We start from the raw sequence: 19544 nt of genomic DNA, 5'->3' as shown, positions 1-19544 counted from the left end.
CGCAACTCCCCTGCGCCCCCGCTGCGGTGGGAGCGCGTCAGTGGTGATGGCCGATGCGGCCGAGAGTCTCCACCGGGGTCGCGCCGGGACGGGTCCACTGCGGCACCGGCCGGCTGGCCGGACCCCAGGTCGCGGTCCCGTCGGCGTCCGAGCGCCAGTACCAGCACGCGTCACGCCCCTCGGGCCAGCCCTCGGGGTTGTCCTCCCACGCCTCGCCGCGGCCGTAGGGCGTGAGGTCGAGCAGAGCCAGTGACCCGTTGGCCGGCTCGTTGCCACGGCCCGTCGTGGCGTAGGTGAGGAACACGCGGTCGGCGTCGCGCAGGAAGCAGGTGAGGTAACCCATGTCGCCGCCGACCGGCGCGTCGACGTCGCGCACCGAATACCAGGGCTGGGTGTAGCCCATGAATTCGACGTAGGAGGCCACCTCCTCCCACCGGCCCGTGGTCAGGAAGGCGAACGAGACGCCGCGGGCGTGGAGATAGACGGCGTCCTTCACGTGCCACGCCGTGGTGGTGCAGCCCTCGCACTGCCCCTGGTGCGGTGCGCCGTCGTACCACATGTGCTTGTAGACCACGAGCTCGTCGCGGCCCTGGAACAGGTCCAGAAACGGAACCGGGCCGTCGGCGCCGACGACCACGACCGTCCCGTCGAACTCCACCATCGGCAGCCGGCGGCGCGCCGCCGCGAGAGCGTCGCCTGCGCGGGTGTGGGCCTTCTCGCGAACCAGAAGCCTGTCGCGGGCAGCCTGCCAGGTGGCCAGGTCAACAACGGGCGGCCGGCCGGGCAACGCGGCGCCCGGTCCGTTCGGCGTGGTCGTCATGGTGTCCTCCCTGCTCTTCGTGCTCGGCCTCCTCCGCACTCCCTGTGCCGGAACCATGTCTTGCGAACGGGATCAGGCCCGGGGGCATCAAGCGGCGTCGGCGCGCCGCAGGGTGGTGACGTCGGGCAGGGATGGTCCGCGCTCCGGGATGGTGTCGGCGCGGGCCGGGTCGGTGCGCCACAGGCTGCCGTTCGCTGCGCCGTGGACGGTGGCGATCATCGATGTGAACGCGGTGCGGATCTGGAAGTCCGCCTGCTCCGGCGGCAGGTCGGAGAGCTCCACCAGCAGCGACGCGCTGCCCAGGATGCCGTACCCATTGCGCGCGATGCCCTCGTAGTCGCCGCCCGGATAGCGGGTCACGTTGGCGCCGGCCACGGACGTCAGCACGTCGAAGTTGCGGACGGCCACCTGCCGCGAGCGCGTCACCGCCGCCTCGCCGGCGAGCGTCGTGGTCGGCCACAGGATCGAGGCCGTGGTCTCGCGGCCGTCGGGCTGCAGGTATCGGCCCTGCATGTGGTAGTCGACCACGATCGCCGGGTGGGTGGCGTGCCACCGGCGCAGGATCGCCCGCGCCTCGGGGACGGGGATGTCCTCGATCGGCGTCAGCGGATTGTGGAAGCGGTTGATGTCGTAGCCGACGCCGGGCTCGGAATATTCGCCGCCGGCGCTCGGATCGTGGTTGTAGCGCTGGTTGCGCACGGCACCGTCGGGATTGACCTGCACGACGATGTCGAGGGTCACCCGGGAGCGCAGCCACCGGTGCCACGCGCTGTCGGGCACGCCGAGCGCCCACAGGGCGCGCACCGCGGCGGGGGTGCCCAGCGGCTCGTCGCCGTGCTGCTGGGTGAGGTAGAGCAGGCGGACGCCGCCGGTGCCGACGCTGGCGAGCGGGAGCGGGCGCTGCTCGTTGCTGCTCCCGACGGTGCCGAGCCGGACCCGTCCGTCGCTGGCACGGGCGACGCGGGTCAGCGCGCGGGCCACCTCCTCGGGCATGGGCCGGTCCGGGATGAGACCGGCGGGCGCGCTCGCGGCGAGACTCGCCACGGACGGTGCCTGCGGCGCGCCCGGCGCGGCGCTCGCGCTCGGCGGCGTCAGCAGACCGGCGCCGATGACCACGGCACCCACGACGGCACACAGCCTCGACCTCATCCGATCCCCCTTGATCGACATCGACGATGGGCTATGTACCAACCTAGGGCAGGCGGGGCCGGGCAACCATGACTTTCCGATGACGAACCGGCCGTCCAAGGCGGCTCAATTCCCCGGCCGGCGCGCCGATATGGGTAGTGGGGAGGAAAGGCCACGACGGGAAGAAAGAGTCTGATGCTTTCTCTTCTGGGACGCCTGCGGGTAGGCGCACGTCTCGTGGTATGCCTCGGCACGGTGACGGCCCTGTTCCTCGCCGCCGGAATCGTGGGTCTCATCGCGTTGCGCGCGCAGGACCGGGCGGTGGCACACATGAAAGACATGCTGCTGCTGAGCCGCGCCGTCCAGGAGATCAAGTACTTCAACTCCGACGTGAGCGGCTGGCAGGTCGCGTACGCGTGGGAGGCCGCCCTCGGTGACCCGAAGGAGGCGGTCAAGCCCGACGCGGTGAGCCGGGCCGGTTACCTCGAGGTCGTCGGGCGGCTGCGTACCCATCTCTCGAGCGTCGACACCTCGGCCATGACCGCGGAGGAGGCGAAGACCTTCGAGGCGCTCCGCACCGACTGGGACGCGTTCCTCAAGATGGACGACAGCATCGCCGCGATGTTCGCCGAGGGCACCCCGGCGTCGGTGAGCAAGGCCAACGAGACCATCGGCGGCGCCTCCTGGGACATCTACTTCCGGATCCTGGAGAGCACGAAGGTGCTCATCGACAGCGCGCAGTCCCGCAGCGACGCCGCCGCCGCCGCTGCTACGGCCGCGTCCCGGACCGCCCAGATCCAGCTCAGCGTCGGCATGGCCGTGGCGCTGCTGCTGGCGGTACCCCTGGTGTGGGCGACCCGGCGCAGCATCGTCGCGCCGCTCACCGCGGCGGTGGCCACGCTCAAAGCCGTCGCGGGCCGGGACCTGACGCGGCGGGTCGACACCGCGGGCATGGGCGGCGAGCTGCGCGACATGGGTACGGCGGTCAACGAGGCCGCCGACACCCTGGGCGGGGCCGTCGCCCAGATCAAGTCCGACGCCGCCCAGCTCTCGCAGGCCTCCCAGGCGCTGCGCGCGGGTGCGGGCCTGATGGTCACCGGATCGGACGAGGCCGCAACCGGAGTCGCCAACGCGGCGTCCGCGGCGGAAGAGGTCAGCACCAACAGTCAGACCGTTGCCGCCGCGACGGAGGAGATGGAGGTGTCGATCCAGGAGATCGGGCACAGCGCCTCCCAGGCGGCGACGGTGTCCGGCGAGGCGCTGAACGCGGCGAGCGTCGCCGGCGAGCGGGTCCGCCAGCTCACCAGCTCGTCGTCGGAGATCGGCGCGGTCGTGAAGGTGATCAACGCCATCGCCCAGCAGACGAACCTGCTCGCCCTCAACGCCACCATCGAGGCCGCCCGCGCGGGCGAGCTCGGCAAGGGCTTCGCCGTGGTCGCCGGCGAGGTCAAGGACCTCGCTCAGGAGACCGCCCGGGCCACCGAGGACATCAGCAACCGGGTCCGCGCCATCCAGGAGGACAGCACCGGCGCCGCCGAGGTCATCGGCACGTTCCAGGGCGTCATCGAGCGGATCAACGAGTACGTGACCACGATCGCCAGCGCCGTCGACGAGCAGAGCGCCACGACGGCCGAGATGAGCCGCAACGTGTCCCAGACCGCCACCGGCTCGGCGCAGATCGCCGAACACGTGACCATGGTCGCCACCACGGTCCAGAACACCCACCACGCCGTGACCGCGAGCAGCACCACCATCGACGAGCTCACCCACATGGCCGAGCAGATGAACCGTACGGCGACGACCTTCAAGGTCTGACGGCGGAGACCGCTATGCCACGACCGCTGTGGCCGCCGACTCGACGGCGGCGCGGAGGCACTGGGCGAGGCCGATCGCCTGGACGACGGAGAGCACCGGCGCGCGCAGCTCGAACGCGAGGCTCTGCCGTGCCGCCATCAGCCCGCCGCGGTTGCTGAGCTCGGCGACCGGCGTGCCGGCCTCGTCGGTCAGGGTGAACTGCCGTGCCGTCCAGCTCCCCTTGGTGGTCAGCACCCTCCCGTCCGGCAGCGACACGACGCCGGGACCGGTCGGGCCGGTCCAGCCACTGAACTTCAGGGAGAGCAGGAACTGCGACTGCGGGCCCATCAGCTCGTACTTGTTGCCCCAGAAACCGGCCTGCGCGCCGGTGGCGAGCAGCGACGCTTCGGTGGCGGCCCGGATCTCGAAGCGCTGACGCAGCGTCCACGCCTCGCGGTGGATGGTGGCGACAGGCGTGCCGTCGGCGGTCGTGACGGTGGAGGTCGTGCCGAGGAAGGAGGCGTCCGGCAGCAGAAGGACGCCGGCGAAGGGCGCGTACATTCGTCTATCTTCGCCAGCGCGCGCAAGCCTGTCAGACCCGGGCGTCGAGCCATCCGCAGTCGGAGCAGACGTCGAAGCCGCGGAACTGGGCGAGGCGGCGGCGGGCGCAGACCGGGCACATCACCCGGTAGCGGTCGCGGTGGTTGCCGGTCCGGCCCGCCGGGTGCACGACGGTGAAGAACATCCGGCGCTGCCAGACTCCGTCACCCGCGTCCACCGCCACCACCCCGGACCGGCGCCGCACATCGGCGCGGACCAGCACCCGCGTGGCCGCGCCCAGCGCGGGCGGCACGAGCAGCAGCGGTGCCACGTCCGCGGGCCGGGTGTCCTCGATGCCGGAGATGACCGACGCATCCCGACGGATGCCCTCGGTGCCGAGCGGGCCCGAGGGGCCGAGCGGGCCGGGCGGGCCGGACGGGCCCGGACGGGCGAGCGGCAGGTCCAGGCACCAGGAGGGGCGGGGTCCGAGATCGGACTGGCCCAGCCGGGTCCGGAAGAGCACCCAGAGGCCGAGGGTCTCCGAACCGATCAGGCCGATCTTCACGTCGGCGCCGCGTTCGTCATTGAGGCCCTTCACCCGCGGACCCCACTTCGTCACCCGCTGTGCCGCCGCGACCGCGATGCCGATGCCGGGATACAGCACGTCCGCGACGGCCACGGTGAACCGCCACAGCGCGCCCCGGGCGACGCCACCGGCGATCGGCTCGCAACCGGCGGCGGCCCACTCGGAGACCCGTCGCTGCTGGGGGCGGTCCGACAACTGCGGTCGCCGCGGCAGCGGGATCCCGCCGGGCGGGTCGAACCAGGACGGTCGCTCGTTCGGGATGTCACGGTGGCCGGAGCGCATTGACACATGCTGACACCGCGCCCATGCCGCGGCCACCCGCCGCGATCTGGGCCGACCCCCGAAATATCGCTTCCGAGCTGGGCATTCTCCGAAATTGTCACGGGCGGCGGGTACTCCTTCCGGGGTAACCCGCCGCCCGCTGCCGAGGTCAGAAGCCGCCGGTGTAGAGCAGCCGGTTCGGCGAGCCGGAGCCGGGGTTCGTGACCGCACCCGTGGTCGCCGCGCTCACGATCGCCGAGTGCACCGCCGCCGCCGTAGCGGTCGGGTTGGTAGCCAGATAGAGGGCGGCCGCCCCGGCGACATGCGGTGCCGCCATCGAGGTGCCGCTGATCGTGCTGGAGGCGGTGTCGTTCGTGGCCCACGCCGAGGTGATACCGATGCCCGGCGCGAAGAGGTCGACGCAGGTGCCGCGGTTGGCCCAGTTCGCCTTGCGGTCGTTGGTGTCCACGGCGGACACCGTGAGGGCGGTCGGGACCCGGGCCGGCGACTGGGTGCACGCGTCCAGGGCGATGAGGCCGAACAGCCCGTTGCCGGCGGCGATCGAGTAGGTCACGCCGGAGGCGATCGACCGGCTCACCGCGTTGTCGAGGGCGGTGTCGGCGCCGCCGCCGAGGCTCATGTTGGCCACCGCGGGCTTCTGCGCGTTGGCGGTCACCCAGTCGATGCCGGCGACGACCTGGGCGGTCGTGCCGCTGCCCTGGCAGTTCAGCACGCGGACCGCGACGAGCTGCACGCTCTTGGCGACGCCGTACGCGGTGCCGCCCACCGTGCCCGCCACGTGCGTGCCGTGGCCGTGGCAGTCGTCGGCCGTGCCGCCGTCGACGGCGTCGAACCCGCTCGTCGCCCGGCCGCCGAAGTCACGGTGGGTCGTGCGGATGCCGGTGTCCACGATGTACGCGTGCACGTTCGCCGCGCCGGTCGAGTAGGTGTACGCCTGGTTCAGCGGCCGGCTGCGCTGGTCGATGCGGTCCAGCCCGTACGACGGCGGGTTGGTCTGGGTGTCGCTCGCCCGGTGGATCACGTCGTGCTGCACGTAGAGGACCTCGGGATCGGCGGCCATGCGCCGCGCCTGCTGAGGGCTCATCGTCGCGGCGAAGCCGCGCAGGGCGTGCGAGTACGTCTGCCGTACCGTGCCGCCGTGCCGGTTCGCGAGGCTCTTCGCCCGCCCGGCGACCGCCGACCGGTCCTCCTTGAGAACCACGACGTAGCTGTGGGGGACGACCTCGGCGCCGGACGCGGCGAGGACGGGCTTCTCGGCGGGCGCCGCGGTAGCGGGTGCCGACAGGCCGAGGGTGGTCAGGGCGACGGCCGCAGTTGCCGCGATCGTCCACCGCACCGATGTCTGCATGAACGCCTCCCGATGTGACGGGTTGACTGCGTTCCGTGAAACTAACAGCTACATCGATAGTTGAAAATGTTTCGAGACAACCGACTTTTCAGTCGGTCTCGGCCGGGCCCTCGAGGCCGGCGCGCTCGTCGCGCTCCGCCCATTCCAGCAAGGTACGCAGGTCATGGGCCTTGTCGTCGATCGCGGCGTGCAGGTCACCCCGCTCCGCAAAGCGCGCCGGAACCGTGACGATCGTGAAGTCATCGGGGTCGACTTCGTCAATCTCGTCCCACCGGATCGGCGTGGAGACCGTGCCGCGCTGGTTGCCGCGCACCGAGTACGCGCTCGCGATGGTGTGGTCCCGGGCGTTCTGGTTGTAGTCGACGAAGAGTTTGGCGGGGTCACGGTCCTTGCGCCACCAGGTCGTCGTCACCTCGTCCGGGGCGCGGCGCTCCACCTCCCGGGCGAACGCGAGCGCCGCCCGGCGGACGTCGCCGAAGCCGTACTCCGGCTTGACGCGGACGTAGACGTGCAGCCCCCGCCCGCCGGAGGTCTTCGGGAAACCGGTGATCCCCAGCTCGTCGAGCACCTCGTGGGCGACGTGCGCGACCCGGCGTACGGTGGCGAAGTCGCAGTCCGGCATCGGATCGAGATCGATGCGCCACTCGTCGGGCTTCTCGGTGTCGGCGCGCCGCGAGTTCCACGGGTGGAACTCGACCGTCGACATCTGCACCGCCCAGATCACCTCGCCGAGCCGGGTCACGCACAGCTCGTCGGCGTGCCGGTTGTAGCGGGGAAAGGTGACCCGGACGGTCTGCAGCCACGGCGGGGCGCCGTGCGGCACCCGCTTCTGGTGCACCTTCTCGCCGGCCAGCCCGTCCGGGAAACGGTGCAGCATGCACGGGCGTTCCCGCAGCGCCCGGACGATGCCGTCGCCGACGCTCAGGTAGTAGTGGACGAGGTCGAGCTTGGTCAGGCCGAGCTCCGGGAAGTACACGCGGCCGGGATTCGAGATCCGTACCGTGTGCTCCCCCGCCTCGACCTCCACCGCGGGCGGCTTCGTGGCCATGGATCACAACGTAGCGGCTCAGGCCTCCGCGCGGTGACGGCCCACGTGAACCAGATGGCGCTGCTCCGGGATCGCCGCATTACGGCCGCCGCCAAGGTGCTTGATCTCGTACATCGCGTGGTCCGCGGCGCGCAGCGCCTGGTCGGGATCGTCCGCCGCGTTCGCGACGTGGACGCCGACGCTCGCGCCGATGACCACCTCGCTGCCCTGGACGTAGAACGGGCGCTCGACCGCCAGGCGTACCCGGGCGCTCATCGCGTCTGCGTCCTCACGGTTGGTGATGCCGGGCATGAGCACCACGAACTCGTCGCCGCCGACCCGGGACAGGACGTCCTGCTCGCGGACGCAGGAGCCGAGCCGGTCGGCGACCTGGCGCAGCAGCTCGTCGCCGGCCTCGTGACCGTGGGCGTCGTTGACCGGCTTGAAGCCGTCCAGGTCGACGAAGAGCACCGCCACCGGCTCCTGCCGCAGCGACGAGCCGAGGGCGTCCTGCATGCGGCGGCGGTTGGGCAGCCCGGTGAGCGCGTCGTGCTGCGCCTCGTGGGCGAGCCGCTCCTGGAAGGCGCGGGTCTCGGAGACGTCGCGGGCGTTGATGACGATGCCGTTCAGGGCCGGGTTGTGCATCTGGTTGGAGGCGGTGAACTCGAACCAGGTGGCGTTGCCGGCAGCGTTGAGGACGCGCGTCTGCAGACGCAGCACGCTGTCCTTGTCGTCGAACAGCCGACCGAAGGCCTCCATCATCCGCGGCCGGTCCTCGGGGTGGACCAGCTCGAAGACGCTGCTGCCCTGCAGAGAACCCGGCGGGAAGTGCAGCACCGACGCCGCGCTCGGGCTGGAGTACGAGAGCCGCCCGTCCGCGTCGAGCACGGCCACCATGTCGGGCGCGTGCTGGAACAGGGCCTGGAACTTCTCGTCGGCCCGCCGGCGCTGGACCTGGGTGCGGTAGCCGAGGATGGAGATGCCCACCGCGCCGATCAGCAGCATCGCGAGCAGGGTCAGGTTGATCGTCTGGCTGCGGCGGTGGACCGCGCCGTCGAAGGAGGCGGTCGTCTGCGTCCGCACGTACGACCAGCCGCCCGGCAGGACGTCCCCGGTGACCACGATGGCGATCATCTCGACGCCGTCGAGCTCGTACTCGGCGAAGGCGCCGCCGGTCGCGTTCGCCCGGGCCGCCGCCACGATCGCCGGATCGACCTGGCTGCCGATCCTGCGCGGGTCGCTGCTGATGCCGGTCACGCCGACAGGATCGACGATCAGCGTCGTGTGCGCCGCCGACTTCAGCTTCGACGTGTACGCCTGAAGCGTCGTGTCGGCGAGCTTCTGGTAGCCGATGAGCAGCGCCACGGGTGCGCCCTCGACCGCGATCGGCACCGCGACGGCCTGAACCGCGACGGGCACGCCCTTGGCGTCGGTGACGCTCATGACCGGCGAGAAGCCGGGCTTGCCGGCGAGCAACTGATCGCGCATCACCCCGTAGCCGGGGTCGTCGGCATCGGGCAGCGGATTGCGGCGGGTGGCGTTGAGCAGCTTGCCGTCGAGGGAGGTGAGCGCCGCGCCGTACGGGAACAGCGCGGACTTCTTGACGTACGCTTCGAGGATCTTGCGATCGGCGGCCTGACCCGGCGCCAGGGTGAAGGGGCGACCCGAGGCGAACTCGCTGAGCTCCTTGGCGGAGAGAAGTTGCATCGACCCGGCCAGGGTGGCGTTGTTGACCGCCAGCGCCTGTGAGTCGGCGCGGTGCACCGTGTCGGCCGCACGCAGCGCCGAACGGTTCACCAGCACGCCGACGATGCCGACGGCCACCAGCAGCAGCACGCTGACGACCACGGCGATCCAGTTGCGCAGCCGCATCGAATGCCTCCTCGCCGGAGAACATCGGGTGCGGCGAGGCCGACTTGAAGGGTTTCCGCCGAGCAGGTTTCCGTCCGGTAGCAGAGTCACCGCGGCCCCATCGGCCCCTGCGGCACCACCTCAGCCGCGCCGGCCGCGCCAGGGCGGCGGGCGGCCCTGCAGCCACCACTGCAGCGACCTGGTGACCTGCGGCAGGACGAGATAGGTCATGAGTGGGGTCAGGCACAGCGTCATCGCCAGCGTGCGGACGACCAGATGCTGACCCGCCAGCGCCGGCATGAGCGTGACCGACGACAGCAGACTCAGCGGGAAGAAGCCGATCCAGATCGTGACGGCCTGCTTCCACCGCGGCGGCGCGGCGGGCGGCGGGGTCAGCTCGTCCACCGAGAGCTCCCGCGGCGGGTCGAACCAGCCCTCGATGCCCGTACGCTTCTCCACCCGGGTGTGCTCGACCATGCCCTGCGCCGACGACAGCCACCACCGGCGCTGCGGCGAGTCCTCCCACGCGTGCAGCGCGTCCGCGTCGGCGAACCGGTAGAGCATGTGCCAGTCCGTCGAGCCCACCACCGGCCGGACCCAGCCGACCCCGAGGAAGCCCGGGAAGTGCTCGGCCAGCGTCACGCCTGCCCGCACCCACGCGAGCATCTCGGCGTTGCGCGACGGGTCGGCTTTCCGCGTGATCGCCACGGTGACGGTCTCCATGCCCCCATCCTCGGCCCCCGGCCCGCCTCGAGGGCGGCGATCGGGACATCCGGGGAGTAAATTCCGCGGACATGATTCGAAAGCTTTCGATGGCCACCCTCGCCCTGGCCGCCCTCGCCGGTAGCAGCGGCTTCAGCACCGGCGTCCCGGCGCCGACGTGGCGGCTCTCCGAGACGGGCGTCACCGCCCGCTTCCGCGGCCTGGCCCCGGTCAGCGACTCGGTGGCCTGGGTGGCGGGTTCCGGCGGGACCGTTATGCGCACGGTCGACGGCGCCCGCACCTGGCAGCGCGTCGACCCGCCGGGCACGGCCGACCTGCAGTTCCGCGACATCGAGGCCTTCGACGCGGACCACGCGGTGGCCCTGACCATCGGCGAGGGCGAGCAGTCCCGCCTGTACGCGACCGACGACGGCGGCACCACCTGGACCGAGACCTTCCGCAACGACGACCCGGCGGCGTTCTACGACTGTGTGACCTTCCTCGACCGCCACCACGGCCTGGCCCTGTCGGATCCGGTCGGCGGAAAGTTCCGGATCCTGGCGACAGCCGACGGCGGCCGCACCTGGCAGGTGCGCTCCGGCACGGGCATGCCGGATGCGCTGCCCGGTGAGTTCGCCTTCGCGGCGAGCGGCACCTGCCTGGTCACCGCGGACCGGCGGGGCGCGGGGCGCGCCTGGTTCGCCACGGGCGGCGCCGAGCGCGCCCGCGTCTTCGCGACGGCCGACGGCGGACACACCTGGCAGGTCACCGACGGCGGCATCCCGAGCGGGCCCAGCGCGGGCGTCTACAGCCTGGCGTTCCGCGACCCCCGGCACGGCGTCGCGGTCGGCGGTGACTACGCCGCGCCGGACACCGCGCCGGACGCGGCGGCGACCACCCGCGACGGCGGCCGGACCTGGGCTTCGGCCCGCGAGGAGCCCGGCGAATACCGCTCGGGAGCGGCCTGGGCCCGCGGCGCGACGGTGCTCGCGGTGGGTCCGACCGGCAGCGACATCAGCCGCGACGGCGGGCGCACGTGGACGGAGTTCGACCAGGGGAGCTTCGATGCGGTGCGGTGCGCCGGCGGGGCGTGCTGGGCGTCCGGCGAACAAGGCCGGGTGGCCCGCCTGCACCTCGGTGGTCGGGGTACCGGGGTGGGGTTGTCCCTACCACTGTTCGGGGGCCTGCACTCCTGACGCAGGGCCCGCGTCCCGGAAGCCTTGAGGCATGACGACGACGATCGAACGGCCGGCGACGACGGCCGGCAGCGACTTCGCAGTGCTCGCCCGGCGGATCGGCCGGGCGGGCCTCCTCGACCGCAAGCCCGGCTACTACGCCGTACGCCTCAGCGTCGTGGGCCTCATGCTCATCGGCGGCTGGACCGCGTTCTTCCTGGTCGGCGCCTCCTGGTGGACGCTGGCCGTGGCCGCCTTCCTCGCGGTGACCTTCGCCCAGGTGGCCCTGGTCGCCCACGACCTCGCGCACCGGCAGGTCTTCCGCACCGCCGGGCCGAGCGCCCGCGCCGGAAGGATCGCCGGCAACCTCGCCGTCGGCATGAGCTACGGCTACTGGATGGACAAGCACACCCGGCACCACGCCAACCCGAACCACGACGACCTCGACCCGGACGTCGCCCCGGCGGTCCTGGTGTGGTCGGCCGAGGCGGCGGCGGCCCGCCGGGGACGCTTCGACCGGTGGCTCACCCGCCACCAGGCTTGGCTGTTCTTTCCCCTGCTCACGCTGCTCGGCCTGAGCCTCAGGAAGGACAGCATCAAGGCCTTGCGTACGGGCACCGTCAAGCACCGCGCCCTCGAGGGTGCCCTGATGGGAGCGCACGTCGCCGGCTATCTGTGCGCCCTGGTGCTCGTGCTGAGCCCTCTGCAGGCGCTGGCGTTCGTCGCGGTGCACCAGGCCCTCTTCGGCGTCTACCTGGGCATGACGTTCGCACCCAACCACAAGGGGATGCCCCACCCCACCGGCGACGAGGACTTCCTGCGCAAGCAGGTGCTGACGTCCCGCAACGTCCGCGGCGGACGCCTCACGGACATGGCACTCGGCGGCCTGAACTATCAGATCGAGCACCACCTCTTCCCGGCGATGCCGACGCCGAACCTGCGCCGAGCCCAGCCGATCGTGCAGGCGTACTGCGCGGAGATCGGCGTCCCCTACGAGATGACGAGCCTGGCAAGGTCGTACGGCATCGCACTCCGCCACCTGCACGAGGTCGGCGCACCCCTACGCCCCTGAGCCGAGACTCATCTCCAAGGGGTTCGATCCATGGAGTAGAGCGGCGATGGTGGTGTGGCATGGCAGGACGTGGCGGTCCTGTCGTAGCCCGGCTCCGCGCGGCGCCCGGTCCGCAGAACGATCCTGCCGCCGGGTTGACCTCAACTCACCTTGAACTCCTACGGTCCGAACATGACGATCAGGGAATACCCCCGGGAGCAACTCGCCGCCCAGCCCATCGGCTACTGGACCGGCGTCGCCAACGAGCTCATCATCGGGAGCATCCGCGCCGCCCTCGGCGAGGAAGAACTCACCCAACCGCACTGGTGGATCCTCAACCACGTCGCCGGCGCCCCCGGCGAGTGGACCCGCGCCGCCCTCACCGCCAGGCTTTCCCCGTTCGACAGGCAGGGCCTCGACTTCGAGGTCATCTACGCCGACCTGACCGCTCGCGGATGGGTCACGCAGGCCGACGGCCGCCTCGCCCTCACCGAGGCCGGAGAGGCCGGTCGCCGACGCGCGGCAGCCCGTAGTCAGAAGGTCCACCAGCGGACACACGGCGGCATCGAGACCGATGAGTACGTTGCCGGCCTGAACGTCCTGCGAAGGATGATCAGTAACCTCGGCGGCAACAGCGACCTTCCCTAGGCGGCATCTTCAAACGATCATGGGCCGACATGATCCGGCTTGCTCCGCTCAGCGGGTCAGGTCGTGCCTGCGGTGGACCATCTTCTCGACGACCGTTGCCGGCAGGACCCGGCGCAGGGCGAAGACCAGCGAAGCGTTGCTGCCCACGGCATAGAGCGGCTTCGGCCGCGGTGCCTCGATCGCCTTGACGACGGCCTGGGCGACGCGGTCCGCGGAGATCCCGGCACGCTCGTTGCGGTCGAGGGCGGCCAGCATCGTCTCGAAATCGCGGCGATGCGGGGAGTCCGCGGCCACGTACCGGGTGCGGCGCTCGCTGATGCCAGTGTTGATCGATCCGGGTTCCACAGTGGTCACCCAGACCCCGAAGGGAGAGCACTCGTGGCGCGCCCCGTCGCTGAAGCCCTTCAGTGCCGCCTTCGTCGCGACGTACGAGGAGCGGTAGGCGAGGGGAAACGACGCGAGCATCGAACCCACCATGACAACCCGGCCGCGGCGCCGCTCCCGCATGCCCGGCAGGGCGAGCTGAGCCAGCCGCACCGGGCCGAGAACGTTGACTTGGAACAGCCGTCGCAGGGCGTCGCCGGGCAGCTCCTCGAACGGGCCGGACTGGCTCTCCCCGGCGTTGTTGACCAGGACGTCGACCCCGGACAGCCGATCGGCCAGAGCCTCGATCGACTCCTCCGAGGTCAGGTCGAGCGCCAGGTAGTCGACGCCGGCGGCCCGCTGCTCCGGCGCAAGGGTCTCCGGGCTGCGGCTGGTCCCCCACACCCGATAACCATGCGCCACCAACAGGGCCGCCGTGGCCCGGCCGATGCCCGACGATGCCCCGGTGACCAACGCGGTGCGTTCCATCGACGCACCATACCGGTCCAGTCCCCGACCGACGCCCGGGCGATCACCCGCACGCGGTCTCAGCCCATCCGCCGACGACCGTCACCGGCCGCGGCACGGGAGCCGGCTCCGCCACCAGATCGCGGCCCGCCGGCCGCCGGCCCACCGATATGCAGGCGCCGGCCGCCGGCCACCAATGTGCAGGCGGCGGACGGGCTTCCGCCTGAGCCGTGCGGCGTCAGGGGGTGGCTAGTGCCTCTCGGGCGGCGGCGGCCAGGTGGATGCGGTCGATGCCCTGGGTCTGGAGTGCTCGGGCGACGGTGCCGCGGCCCTGTTCGCAGACGGCGATGACGATGTGGGCGGCGCGCAGCAGTGACGGCTTGGTTTCCTTCGACAGCGTGACCGCTCGCTGGAACGCCTGCTGTCCGGATGCGGTCATGCGGTAGGGGCCGGCCGGGGTGTCCGCGCCGGGCAGGTCGTCGAGCCCGTCGCCGACGGTGAGGCCGAGGTGGTCGAGTGCGTCCCGGTGGGTCCGGTCGACGGCCGTCCGGAAGTCACCGGGATCCACCCCGAGGTGCGTGAAGGCCGCGGCGGCCGTGCCGTCGGGCAGTGCGAGGGCGGACAGCAGCAGGTGTTCCGGGCCGGGCAGGTCGTCGCCGCTGCGCACGGCCTCGGCTCCGGCGCGGGTGAGCAGAGTCTTGATGGTCCGAACGTCCTTCAGGGCATGCAGCAGTGCCACGGGATGGTTCCCTTCGGTTCAGGACGCGAACGCGTCGGCTTACGCCCCCTTCTTGGGCGCCAGCTTCTTGTGGGCGGCCTGGGCGCTCACGCCCAGCGCCTGACCGATCTGGGCCCAGGTCCATCCGTCGCGCAGCGCGTGCGCGACGGCGGCGCGTTCGAGCTGGTTGGCCAGTCGCCGCAGGGCCACGACGGCGGCCAGAGCTGCCTCGGGGTCGTCCGGCTCCGGGACCTCCACACGATCGATCACGTCGTCAACTTTAGTTGATAGCGATCTCCCCGTCAACAAAAGTTGATGACCCCTCGGCCGGGCCGGTACGACACCCGGCCGGATGGAGCGGTGCGATACCCGGCCGGCCGGGGCGGTAACGTGCCAGCGTGCTGCCTTTGACGCTTGCTGAGATTGCCGCCGCGGTCGGTGGGACCCTGCACGATGCCGACCCGCAGGCCCAGGTGACCGGCCTCTGCACGTTCGACTCGCGGGTCGTCGAGCCGGGCGGCCTGTACGTCGCCCTGCCCGGCGCGCGGGTCGACGGCCACGATTTCGCCGTTCAGGCGATCGAGGCCGGAGCCGTCGTGGTGCTCGCGGCGCGGCCGCTGGGGGTTCCCGCCATCGTCGTCGAGGACACGCTGGCGGCGTACGGCCGGCTGGCCACGGCCATCGTCGCGCGGGTGCCGAGCCTCGGCGTCGTCGGCGTGACCGGGTCCGTCGGCAAGACCACGACCAAGGATCTGATCGGACAGGTGCTGTCCAGCCTCGGCCCGACGACCGCGCCGCCCGGCAATCGCAACAGTGAGAGCGGCATGCCGGAGAACGTTTCGCGCGTCACCGCGGACTCACGGTTCCTGGTGCTGGAGATGGGTGCGCGCCACGTCGGCGACATCGCGTACCTGACGTCGCTCGTACGCCCGCATGTCGGTGTCGTCCTCAATGTGGGGACCGCCCACCTCGGGGAGTTCGGCAGCCGTGAGGCCATCGCCAAGGCCAAGGGTGAGCTGGTGGAGGCGCTCGCGGCGGACGGGGCGGCCGTCCTCAACGCCGACGATCCCATGGTGGCGGCGATGGCGGGCCGGACCGCCGCCGAGGTCGTCACCTTCGGTCTCGGCGCCGAGGCGACGGTCCGGGCGGAGTCGGTCGAGGTCGACGGGACCGGGCGGGCGTCGTTCACGCTGCGCACGCCCGCCGGTGCGGCGAAGGTGGCGCTGCGCCTGGTCGGCGAGCATCTCGTGCCGAACGCTCTCGCCGCCGCCGCGGTGGCACTGCACTTCACCGACGACCTCGCGCTGATCGCCCAGGCGCTGTCCACGGCCGCGCCGGTGTCGGAGGGACGGATGCAGGTGGTGGAGAGTCCCGCCGGGTTCACGGTGATCAACGACGCCTACAACGCCGGCCCGGTCTCCATGACCGCCGCCCTGCGGACGCTGACCAAGCTGGCGGCCGGGCGCCGGGCGGTCGCGGTGCTCGGCCAGATGAACGAACTGGGCGAGACGTCGACCGCCGACCACGTCGGCGTCGGCGCCGTCGCCGCCGAGGTGGGCGTCGACTGGCTGCTGACGGTCGGCAACGACGACGCGGCGCAGCTCGGCCGGGCCGCCGCCGAGCGCGGCGTGGCCACGCGGCACGTCCCCGACCGGGACGCCGCCCGCGAGGCCCTCGCCGAACAGCTTGCGCCCGGCGACGTGGTGCTGTTCAAGGGCTCCAACAGCGTCGGCCTGATGGCCCTCGCCACCACCCTGGCCGCCGGCACCGACCTGACCACCGACTGACACACGCCACGACGCCGCGCGGCGGACAGCACGCGGGACCCGGCCCCCCACGCCGCGACGGTCAGGGAGCGCCGAGGTCGTCGAGGGCCTTGGCGGCGCCGCGGTGCAGGGGCACGGGGGCCGTCTGGCGGGCCTTGCCCGGAGCGATCTCCTTGGCGGCGGCGTTGGCCTGGGCGAGCTGCGGCTGCTTCTCGAAGAGCGTCCTGGTGAGGACGCAGGCCACGTCGGCGTCGAGGTTGTCGCGGACCAGTAGGAGGTTCGGCACCACGACGGTCGCCACGTCGGCGGGCGTGCGGTACGTCGCCGCGGGGATCGTGCCCTGCTCGTACACGGAATTGATCTTCTTGAGGGCGGGCAGGACCGGGGTGATGTCGAGGAACTGCACCTTGTCGCCCGCGGTGGTCAGCAGATCGGTGATGCCCGGGGTGGGCAGGCCGCCGGACCAGAACATCGCGTCGATGGAGCCGTCCTTCATCCCGTCGACGGTCTTCGTCAGGTCGAGGCGCTGGGCCTGGACGTCCTTGGCGGGGTCGAGTCCGGCCGAGGTCAGCACTCGCTGGGCGATGACCTCGGTGCCGGACTTGGGCGAGCCGGTCGAGACCCGCTTGCCCCGCATCCCGGCCACGTCGGTGATGCCGGCCGCCTTGCGCACGATGACCTGCGTGTAGTTGGTGTGGATGCGGGCCAGGGCCTGCACGGGCTGGGCGGCGGTGAAGCTGTTCGTGCCGCTGACCGCGTCGGCGGCGCTGTCCGCCAGCGAGAAGGCCACGTCGAACTCGCCGGCCACGAGCTGCTGGATGTTCTGCACGGAGGCGCCGGTCTCGGAGGCGGTCGCGCGCACCGTGCCGCCGCCGGCGTTGATCTGCTCCGCATAGGCGTTGCCCAGCGCGAAGTACACACCGGTGGCGTTGCCGGTCGCGATGCCGATCCGGGTGTCGGAGCCGACATCGCAGGTGACGGCGCCGCCGGTGTCCGTACCGGCCGCGTCCTGCTTGCCGCCACAGCCGGCGAGCGCGAGCACGCCGACGGCGGTCAGTGCGAGTGTCTTCCTCATGAGACTGCCTCCCTGATAGTTCGCCGACCCGAACGGCGGTGCTGCACGAAAGCGATGCCTGCGGCCAGGGCAAGAGCCGCCAGCCCGGCCACGATCGTCGGTGGTGCCAGATACAGCAGGAGCAGAGCGGCGAGGCCACCGAGGACGCGGCTGGGCAGGCCCGCCGGACCGATCCCGGGCACCCAGGCGCCGGTCGCCACCGCCAGCCCGGCCACGGCGAGCAGCGCGACGGCGGTCGCCCCCGCGACGCCCGCGACCGGGCCGCGGGCGAGCAGATACTCCCCCGGTCCGGTGAGGACGAAGGCGGCCGGCACGAGGAAGGCGGGCAGCGCGTACTTCAGGGCCTGCCACATCGTCGGCACCGTGCGGCCTCCGGTGATCGCGCTCGCACCGACCGCCGCCAGCGCGGTCGGCGGCGTGACCTCGGAGAGCACCGAGTAGTAGAAGACGAACATCGCGGCCGCCGGCGCGGGGACGCCGAGCTGGAGCAGTGCGGGCCCGATGATCACCCAGCCGATGATGAAGCTCGCCGTCACCGGCACGGCCAGGCCGAGCAGGGCGAGCGCGACCGCGGCCAGCAGGACCGTGAGCGCGAGCACCGCAGCCGGATCGTCGGTGAGCGCGCGGGCGCCGCTCACCAGCAGCGACGCGAGCTGGGCGCCGAGGCCGGTCTTCGTGGTGGTCGCGGTGATGATGCCGGCCGCGGTGCAGACGGCGACCACCGGCAGCACTCCCCGCACACCCGCCGACAGTGCGGTGAACACCCGCCGCGGAGTGAGCCAGGCGCGACGGTCGAGGAAGGAGAGCGCCGCGGCCAGAGCGGTGGCATAGACCACGGCGCGCGTCGCGCTCTGCCCGAGCGCCAGGAGCACCACGATGAGTACGAGCGACGAGAAGTGATAGCCGAACCTGCCGAGCAGCCGGAGCGCACTTGTCGCGGGCGCGTCCACGGCGCGTACCCCGAACCGTCGCACGTCGATCTCGACCGCGAGCAGGATGCCCGCGTAGTAGAGGACCGTGGGGATCATCGCCCAGCCCAGGACGGTCAGGTAGGAGACGTGGAGATATTCGGCGACGATGAAGGCCGCCGCGCCCAGCGTCGGCGGGGAGAGGATCGCGCCGACGCCGGCCGCGGCCAGCATCCCGCCGGCCTGCTCCCTCGGATAGCCGGCTCGACGCAGCATCGGCCAGGTCACGGCGCCGACGCTGACGGCGGTCGCGGTCCCGGACCCGGACACCGTGCCGAGCAGGAAGCCCGCGGCGACCGCGGTGCGCCCGGCGGCGCCGCGCGACTTGCGGAACGCGGCGACGGAGAGGTCGACGAAGAAGCGGCTCGCCCCGGAGAGGTCGAGGACGGCACCGTAGATCGTGAAGAGCACGATGTACGTGGCGGCGACGTCCAGCGGGGTGCCGTAGAACCCGCTGCCCGAGTTGAACAGCGCGTCGGCGATCTGCGCGAAGTCCAGTCCTGAGTGGGCGACGGCCCAGGTCTGCGGCAGCAGACCGCCGTAGTACCCGTACGCGAGGAAGGCCAGACAGACGATCGGCAGGGCGAGTCCGGTCGTGCGCCGGCAGGCCTCGACGACCAGGGCGAGCAGGATGGCGCCGGCGATGACGTCGGGGGTGTCGAGGAGGCCCTGGCGGTCGAGGAAGGCGTCGTAGCCACCGGTCAGCGGGTTGAGCGGGTAGAGGCACACCAGCAGCGTGACGGCGGAGAGGATCCAGTCGGCGACCGTGGGCCGGTCTGGCGAGGACCACCGCGGCCGAGGGCGTGAGAGGCCGCTGCGATAGGCGAGGAAGGTCAGCGGGAGCGTGCCGGACAGAAAGACGATCAGATAGAACTGGCTGCCCTGGGCGAGCGGCCGGAAGACCTGCCAGAGCACCAGGAGTGCGACCGCGAAGGCCACGCCGGCGACGACGAGGCCGGCCGGACCGCGGAGGGTGCGCGCGGGGCGTTCCTCGTCGTCGTAGTGGACCGCGGGCGGATCGTCCGCGGCCGCGCCGAGCCCGCGCGCGTCCAGGGTGGACACCGGGTCGGCGGGCGCCGCCCGGTCGGTCGGACATCGACCATCGGCCACGGATGGACGCTACTATGCAGGCGGTCGGTAGCGACCCGGCACGCGCACGGCCGTGGAAAAACCCACCGCGCCATCACGTCACAAATCGGACATAAGCAGTTTCCGGTACGGGGCCGATGCGTTG

General features: G+C 71.9%; 18 protein-coding genes. 5 read left to right on the top strand and 13 right to left on the bottom strand.

What is annotated here, in order from left to right:
- Positions 1-37: 37 nt before the first annotated feature.
- Together EDD30_RS28260 and EDD30_RS28255 are read right to left on the bottom strand one after the other, a co-directional pair.
- Complete coding sequence (locus EDD30_RS28260; protein WP_071808642.1) at positions 38-820, bottom strand: DUF899 domain-containing protein; 783 nt, start codon at positions 818-820, stop codon at positions 38-40.
- An 87-nt stretch (positions 821-907) separates the two neighbouring features.
- On the bottom strand, positions 908-1969 hold the full coding sequence (locus EDD30_RS28255; protein WP_211277981.1) for a M14 family zinc carboxypeptidase: 1062 nt from the start codon (positions 1967-1969) through the stop codon (positions 908-910).
- A 174-nt stretch (positions 1970-2143) separates the two neighbouring features.
- Between EDD30_RS28255 and EDD30_RS28250 the strand changes: the two genes are divergently transcribed.
- Positions 2144-3763 carry a methyl-accepting chemotaxis protein gene (locus EDD30_RS28250; protein WP_071808643.1) on the top strand — a complete coding sequence of 540 codons (1620 nt, stop codon included), beginning with the start codon at positions 2144-2146 and terminating at the stop codon, positions 3761-3763.
- 12 nt (positions 3764-3775) lie between these two features.
- Here the strand turns inward: EDD30_RS28250 and EDD30_RS28245 are convergent, their stop codons facing one another.
- From EDD30_RS28245 to EDD30_RS28220, 6 genes are all read right to left on the bottom strand, one after another.
- The gene (locus tag EDD30_RS28245; protein WP_071808644.1) at positions 3776-4303 is read right to left on the bottom strand and encodes an LURP-one-related/scramblase family protein; all 528 of its coding nucleotides are present in this window, start codon (positions 4301-4303) and stop codon (positions 3776-3778) included.
- Between the two features lie 31 nt (positions 4304-4334).
- Positions 4335-5150: a hypothetical protein gene (locus EDD30_RS28240; protein ID WP_071808645.1), complete on the bottom strand. Its 816-nt coding sequence runs from the start codon at positions 5148-5150 to the stop codon at positions 4335-4337.
- A 148-nt stretch (positions 5151-5298) separates the two neighbouring features.
- The gene (locus EDD30_RS28235) at positions 5299-6498 is read right to left on the bottom strand and encodes a S8 family peptidase (protein WP_071808646.1); all 1200 of its coding nucleotides are present in this window, start codon (positions 6496-6498) and stop codon (positions 5299-5301) included.
- Positions 6499-6586: 88 nt separating this feature from the next.
- Positions 6587-7546, bottom strand: a complete 960-nt coding sequence (gene ligD / locus EDD30_RS28230; RefSeq protein WP_071808647.1) for a non-homologous end-joining DNA ligase — start codon at positions 7544-7546, stop codon at positions 6587-6589.
- 18 nt (positions 7547-7564) lie between these two features.
- Complete coding sequence (locus tag EDD30_RS28225) at positions 7565-9397, bottom strand: sensor domain-containing diguanylate cyclase (RefSeq protein ID WP_071808648.1); 1833 nt, start codon at positions 9395-9397, stop codon at positions 7565-7567.
- 120 nt (positions 9398-9517) lie between these two features.
- Positions 9518-10099, bottom strand: a complete 582-nt coding sequence (locus EDD30_RS28220) for an antibiotic biosynthesis monooxygenase (RefSeq protein WP_071808649.1) — start codon at positions 10097-10099, stop codon at positions 9518-9520.
- A gap of 71 nt (positions 10100-10170) precedes the next feature.
- Between EDD30_RS28220 and EDD30_RS28215 the strand changes: the two genes are divergently transcribed.
- The 3 genes from EDD30_RS28215 to EDD30_RS28205 all read left to right on the top strand — a co-directional run bounded on the left by EDD30_RS28215 (position 10171) and on the right by EDD30_RS28205 (position 12952).
- Positions 10171-11274 carry a WD40/YVTN/BNR-like repeat-containing protein gene (locus EDD30_RS28215; protein WP_244945427.1) on the top strand — a complete coding sequence of 368 codons (1104 nt, stop codon included), beginning with the start codon at positions 10171-10173 and terminating at the stop codon, positions 11272-11274.
- A 31-nt stretch (positions 11275-11305) separates the two neighbouring features.
- Positions 11306-12325, top strand: coding sequence for a fatty acid desaturase family protein (locus tag EDD30_RS28210; RefSeq protein WP_071808651.1), 1020 nt, complete (start codon positions 11306-11308; stop codon positions 12323-12325).
- A gap of 171 nt (positions 12326-12496) precedes the next feature.
- Positions 12497-12952 carry a MarR family transcriptional regulator gene (locus EDD30_RS28205; RefSeq protein WP_071808663.1) on the top strand — a complete coding sequence of 152 codons (456 nt, stop codon included), beginning with the start codon at positions 12497-12499 and terminating at the stop codon, positions 12950-12952.
- A gap of 48 nt (positions 12953-13000) precedes the next feature.
- Here the strand turns inward: EDD30_RS28205 and EDD30_RS28200 are convergent, their stop codons facing one another.
- The 3 genes from EDD30_RS28200 to EDD30_RS28190 all read right to left on the bottom strand — a co-directional run bounded on the left by EDD30_RS28200 (position 13001) and on the right by EDD30_RS28190 (position 14771).
- Complete coding sequence (locus EDD30_RS28200; protein ID WP_071808652.1) at positions 13001-13804, bottom strand: SDR family oxidoreductase; 804 nt, start codon at positions 13802-13804, stop codon at positions 13001-13003.
- 217 nt (positions 13805-14021) lie between these two features.
- On the bottom strand, positions 14022-14522 hold the full coding sequence (locus tag EDD30_RS28195) for a Clp protease N-terminal domain-containing protein (protein ID WP_071808653.1): 501 nt from the start codon (positions 14520-14522) through the stop codon (positions 14022-14024).
- A 39-nt stretch (positions 14523-14561) separates the two neighbouring features.
- The gene (locus EDD30_RS28190; RefSeq protein WP_211277982.1) at positions 14562-14771 is read right to left on the bottom strand and encodes a helix-turn-helix domain-containing protein; all 210 of its coding nucleotides are present in this window, start codon (positions 14769-14771) and stop codon (positions 14562-14564) included.
- Positions 14772-14899: 128 nt separating this feature from the next.
- Between EDD30_RS28190 and EDD30_RS28185 the strand changes: the two genes are divergently transcribed.
- The gene (locus tag EDD30_RS28185) at positions 14900-16288 is read left to right on the top strand and encodes a UDP-N-acetylmuramoyl-tripeptide--D-alanyl-D-alanine ligase (RefSeq protein WP_071808654.1); all 1389 of its coding nucleotides are present in this window, start codon (positions 14900-14902) and stop codon (positions 16286-16288) included.
- Positions 16289-16349: 61 nt separating this feature from the next.
- Here the strand turns inward: EDD30_RS28185 and EDD30_RS28180 are convergent, their stop codons facing one another.
- Both EDD30_RS28180 and EDD30_RS28175 read right to left on the bottom strand, forming a co-directional pair.
- Positions 16350-17342: a TAXI family TRAP transporter solute-binding subunit gene (locus tag EDD30_RS28180; RefSeq protein ID WP_071808655.1), complete on the bottom strand. Its 993-nt coding sequence runs from the start codon at positions 17340-17342 to the stop codon at positions 16350-16352.
- The gene (locus EDD30_RS28175; RefSeq protein WP_342353748.1) at positions 17339-19420 is read right to left on the bottom strand and encodes a TRAP transporter permease; all 2082 of its coding nucleotides are present in this window, start codon (positions 19418-19420) and stop codon (positions 17339-17341) included. Before EDD30_RS28175 ends, EDD30_RS28180 begins: the two co-directional genes overlap by 4 nt.
- Between the last annotated feature and the right edge of the window lie 124 nt (positions 19421-19544).

Origin of the sequence: Couchioplanes caeruleus, assembly GCF_003751945.1 — a bacterium.
GTDB lineage: Bacteria > Actinomycetota > Actinomycetes > Mycobacteriales > Micromonosporaceae > Actinoplanes > Actinoplanes caeruleus.
The sequence above is the reverse complement of the archived record's forward strand: the minus strand, read 5'-3'. Positions and strand labels throughout refer to the sequence as shown.